A 4,999-nucleotide genomic window follows, 5' to 3' on the forward strand; every position below is an offset into this window, starting at 1 on the left:
CCCCTCCGCCGGCGGCCGGGGTGGGGACGGCGGCGGCGGCCGCCGGCGGAGGGGTGCTCGTGGTGGTCGGGACCGTGGTGGCGGCCCTCGCGGTGCCGTCGTTCGTGCGCTACCGGGTGACCAGGCCGCGGACGTAGGCCGCCTGGCCGACGTGCTGGGTGGCGTCGTTGACGACGCTGACCAGCCGGACCCCGAGCGTGACCGGCGGGTCCCAGTGCTCGTCGACGACCCGGTCGAGGTCCTCTGCGCCGAGTCCGGAGAGGTAGTCGAGCGTGCGGGCGTGCACCGCGCGGTGGTAGTCGCCGAGCAGCGCCGCGGACGCCCGCACCTGGCCGACCTCCTCGGTCGTCTGGCCGTAGCCGATCGCCTCGTCGGCGAACGGCAGGTCGAAGCGACGGGCGAAGCCGTCGGCGGTCCACACCTGCTCATGTCCGGCGACACCGGCGACGTGGTCGTCCTCGACCCGGGTGAGGTGCCACACCAGCCAGGCGATGGTGTTGGCCTCCGGGGCGGGCCGGGCGGTGAGCTGGTCGTCGTCCAGGCCGTCGAGCACGGCCTCGACCGACTCGCGGACCCGCTCGAGGGAGTCGGTGAGGAGGTCCGCCGGGGTCATGACCCCTTTATACCGAGGTTCAGACCGCGGGTCTCGCCGGCGCGGTGACCAGCGGAGCGACGAACCGCTCGAGGAGCGCGCGCTCCTCGCTCTCGTCGGGCCCGGGCATCATCAGCAGCGAGACGACCACCCGCAGCAACCAGCGCGCCGCCACGGGGTCGTCGACGAAGCCGAGCCCGATGGTCTGGAGGACCTCGGAGGACGCGACCAGGTCGACGGTGACCGCCGCGCCGTCGGCCTCGAACCAGGCGGCGAGGAGGGGGGTGCCTCGCACGTGCCTGAGAGCCGACGTCACGGCGGCCACCAGCCGGGCCTCACGTCCGGCGACGGAGGCCGTCTCCTGGGACACCGCGGCCCCGATCCGGCGAGCCTCGCGGTGCACGTACGCGAGCTGCAGCTCGCGCCGGTCCGAGAAGTAGCGGTAGAGGGTGGCCCGTGAGCAGCCGGCCGCGCTGGCGACGTCGCCCATGCTGACCTGGGCCGGGCCACGGTCGGTGAACAGCGCGCCGGCGGCGTCCAGGATGCGGGTGGTGGCCAGCCGGGACGTGTCGTCCTTCAGCCAGCTCATCGCGGGTCCACCTCGAACGGCACGGTGAGCGGGCGGCGGACGTAGGGGCCGGGTGCCCAGGTCACCGCGTCCGGGTCGACCCGGAAGTAGGGAACCCGCCCGAGAAGCTCCTCGAGGGCGACCCGCACCTGCATCCGGGCAGCCGCGCTGCCCAGGCAGTGGTGCGCGCCCTGACCGAAGGTCAGGATCTGCGACGGCGACCGGTGGACGTCGAGCTCGTCGGCGTCGGGGCCGTAGCGACGCGGGTCGCGGTTCGCGGCGCCGTAGTGGAGCAGGACCTTGCGCCCGGCCGGGATCCGGACGCCGTGCAGCTCGACGTCGCGGGTCACCGTCCGGGCCAGGCCCTGCACCGGGGAGGTGAGCCTGAGGAGCTCCTCCACCGCAGCTCTGATGAGTCCAGGCTCCGCGGCCAGTGCGGCGCGCTGGTCGGGGTGCTGGGCGAGCAGCTGCACCGCACCGCCCAGGGCGCCGGTCGTGGTGTCGTTGCCGCCGGTGACCATGGCGAAGACGTAGCCCAGGATCGACACGATGCCCCCGGTGTCGTCGCCGACGCCGGCGGCGACGAGGTGCGAGAGCGTGTCGTCGCCAGGCGACGTCCGCCGCCGATCCACCAGCGCGGAGAAGTAGCCGAGCATCTCCGCGGTGGCGTCAGCCGCGCCGGTCCCCGCGTCGGGCCCTGTGGAGCTGGCTGCGACGATCGCGTCGGTCCAGCCGTCGAACCGGTCGCGGTCCTCGGCCGGGACGCCGAGGTAGTGCGCGACGACCATGCTGGGCAGTGGCTTGAAGAGCTCGGCCACGATGTCGCCGTGGCCACGGGCGGCGATCCGCTCGACGCGTTCGGCGACGTAGGACCGCACCGCCGGCTCGATCTCCTGGACCTGTCGCGGCGTGAAGCCGCGGCTGACCAGCCGCCGGAACGCCGTGTGGCCGGGCGGGTCGAGCATGACCAGCGGAGGGTTGTCGGCCAGGCCGATCCGCTCGAGCTCGCCGTACTCGACGGTCAGGCCGTGCGCGGAGGAGAAGACCGCGGTGTCGACGGCCGTCGCCAGGACGTCGGCGTGCCGGGTGAGGACGTAGTAGTCGGCCTCCGGCCGGCGCTCGGGGACGACGTGGTGCACCGGGTCGTGGTCGCGCAGCGCGGCGTAGCCGGCCCACGGCCTGCGCCAGGCCTCGCCACCGCCGGGCACGTACGCCGGCCTCGCGCCCGACGCGGCGCGCGGCGTGGCGGTCTGCGAGATCCCCTGCGACATCCCCTGCGACATGTCGCCAGAGTGAGACAGATTAGATCGATTGTCCAGCCCGACCCGAGGGGCCGACCAGCTTCTCCAGCCGGGTCTCCAGTGCGGCCCGCCGGTGCTCGTTGCCGGGCAGCCCGACGTAGCGGTCGCCGTAGGCGGTGAGCAGCGCGTCGTCGAGCCGGCGGACCGCGGCGGGTGGGTAGCGGTAGGCCATCCGCTGCTGGATGGCCTCGTCATCGGTGCTCCGCAGGACGTCGGCGAGCTCGGCCAGGCTGGCGATCCCGAGCTCGAGCAGGAGGCCGGAGATCCAGGCGTAGTGGTCGGTGCGGGACCAGCCGGCGTCGGCGTACTGCCCGGCGAGGAACGCGGCCAGCTCGCGGGGCGCGATCCGCGGGTCCTCGTCCAGCGCGTCCGCCGGCCCCGCTGCCGGGGCCGGCCCCCGCAGCCGGTCGCGGATCGCGGAGAACTCCCGGTCGGCGAGCTCGAGCAGACCCGCCGCGAGGGTGAACCGCCGGTCGAACTCGCTCGCGTGCTCGGGCGGCACGCTGCCCTTGTAGCGGATGTCGTGCTCGAACTCGGCCCAGGCGTGCTGGAGGACCGTGCGCAGCTGCACCTGCACCTCGTTGCCGTCGATCTCCACCTGGAGGTGTCGCGAGGCGTAGCCGAACCGGCCCTCGCTGGCGGTCAGCTCGCCCAGGTCGCGGTCGTCGCGGACGACGAGCTGGTCGGCGAGCAGGTCGGCCACGACCTCGACGTCGTCGGCGACGAAGGTGATGACCCGGACGCCGAGCAGGTCGCCGATGTCGCGCAGCGGGTCGGGGTAGAGCAGGCGACCGTCCAGGGTGCGGGTGGCCTTCTCGGCGAACGACGCGATGCTCTTGGCCCGGCCGCCGACGCTCAGGTAGTTGATGCCGGCCTCGTCGAGGATCCCCACCACCCGGTCGACGGCGTCCCGGCCGGCCTGCTCGAGCCGGCCGTGGTCGGCGGCGTACGTGCGCACCGCGGCCGCCGCCACGTCGGTGACCAGCGACGGCGTGACGATGTAGCCGGTCTCGAGGTCGCCGTAGCGGGTCGTGCGCTCGGGCCAGCGGTCGGCGAAGAGCGCGACGTAGGCGCAGACCACCGCGTCCACCTGGTCCTCGACCACTCGCAGCTCGCTCTTGCGGGCGGCGGCGACGACCGACGCCCGGAGCACCGCCCACGCCTCGGCGGGTCCGCCGGTGTCGACCAGCCGCTCGACGTGGTCCATCAGGGTCAGCAGCTCGCTGCGCAGGAGCTCGAGGTCCCGGCCCCGCTTCTGCTTGTACTTCAGGGTCCGCTCGAGGCCGAACAGCACGACCGTGGCGGGGTGCGGGTAGACCTCGATGGCGCGACGCTCGGCGCGGGAGTCCGGGTCGAGGTCGAGGCCCAGCAGGTCGCACACCTTCGCCCCTCGGGTGCCGTTCGCGAACTCGGGCTTGCCGGTGTTCGACGGGTGTGTGCCCGCGTCGTAGCGGCGGAAGTCCTTGCTCAGGGCCTGCTCGGCCGGGCGGGAGCCCGTGGGGTTCGTGACCACCAGGGGCGCGTCGATCCCGGCCAGGCAGGGACCGGCCACGAAGGGGGCGAGCGCCTCGGCGATCTCGTCGTCGGTGCGCACCGCGGACAGGTGTGCGAGGCGGCCCGACTCGTCGAGCGCGGCCAGCCCGGTGGGTCGGTTGAGGCCCCAGGCGAGGTCGATCCCGACGTAGTGCACGGGGTCAGACTGTCGTACTCCGGTCCTCGCGCGTGCCGTCAGTGGGTCCGGGGACGGTCAGCGCGGCGATCGCGGTGGTGAGCGGCACCGCCAGCACGAGCCCGATGCTGCTGGTGAGCGACCTGACGATCTCGGTCGCGATCTCGTCGGTGCCGGCCAGGTCGAGCAGGGGCCGGTCGAAGAGCGAGACGACCATGAGGAGGAGCAGGGCGGTCCCCGCGTAGGCGAACACGATCGTGTAGATGGTCGAGGCGATGTGGTCGCGCCCGATCCGCATGGCGCTCGCGAACAGTGACCGTCGGGTCATCGTCGGCGCGGCACCGCGCAGCTCCCACACCGCCGAGGTCTGCGTGATCGTGACGTCGTTGAGCACGCCCAGACCGGCGATCACGACGGCGGCGACCAGCAGCGCCTGGAAGTCGAGGCCACCGGCGTTCGCCGTGAGCACCCCACCGGACTCGTCGGTGACACCCGTGAGGCGCGAGGCCCCCACCGCCCAGGCCCCGACGGCGGCGGTCAGCGCGATCCCGCCCAGGGTGCCGGCGAGCGCCGCGCTCGTGCGGATCGAGAAGCCGTGGGTCGTGTAGAGGACGACGTACATGATCGCGACCGCTCCGACCACCGCCACAGGGACGGGAGCCTCGCCGACCAGCAGGGCGGGGATGACGAAGAGCCCCATGACGGCACCGGCGAAGCCGAGACCGACGAGCGACATCACGCCGCGCCAGCGGGCGACCAGCACCACGACCAGGACGAACAGCCCGGCGAGGAGCCACAGCGACCCGCTGCGCTCGATGTTGAAGTAGGCCAGCGTCGCGGGCTCCCCCTCCGCCCCCGGCGTCCTGATG

Annotated in this window: 5 protein-coding genes; all 5 read right to left on the reverse strand. The window is 73.6% G+C overall.

All coding sequences use genetic code 11. The annotated features are described in order from the left end of the window. Positions 1-109: 109 nt before the first annotated feature. Positions 110-613, reverse strand: coding sequence for a DUF664 domain-containing protein (locus JHD21_RS20535; RefSeq protein WP_292679170.1), 504 nt, complete (start codon positions 611-613; stop codon positions 110-112). A gap of 19 nt (positions 614-632) precedes the next feature. Further along, positions 633-1,181, reverse strand: coding sequence for a TetR/AcrR family transcriptional regulator (locus JHD21_RS20540; protein WP_292679172.1), 549 nt, complete (start codon positions 1,179-1,181; stop codon positions 633-635). Beyond that, positions 1,178-2,443 (reverse strand): cytochrome P450, encoded by a 1,266-nt coding sequence (locus JHD21_RS20545; RefSeq protein ID WP_292679176.1) that lies wholly within the window; start codon positions 2,441-2,443, stop codon positions 1,178-1,180. The genes JHD21_RS20540 and JHD21_RS20545 overlap by 4 nt, the downstream gene beginning before the upstream one ends. 19 nt (positions 2,444-2,462) lie before the next feature. Further along, complete coding sequence (locus tag JHD21_RS20550; protein WP_292679179.1) at positions 2,463-4,151, reverse strand: DUF429 domain-containing protein; 1,689 nt, start codon at positions 4,149-4,151, stop codon at positions 2,463-2,465. Positions 4,152-4,155: 4 nt separating this feature from the next. Then, positions 4,156-4,999, reverse strand: an 844-nt coding sequence (locus JHD21_RS20555; protein WP_292679182.1) for a YibE/F family protein, incomplete at its 5' end; no start/stop codon positions are given.

Source organism: Nocardioides sp. (assembly GCF_016462705.1).
Lineage (GTDB): Bacteria > Actinomycetota > Actinomycetes > Propionibacteriales > Nocardioidaceae > Nocardioides.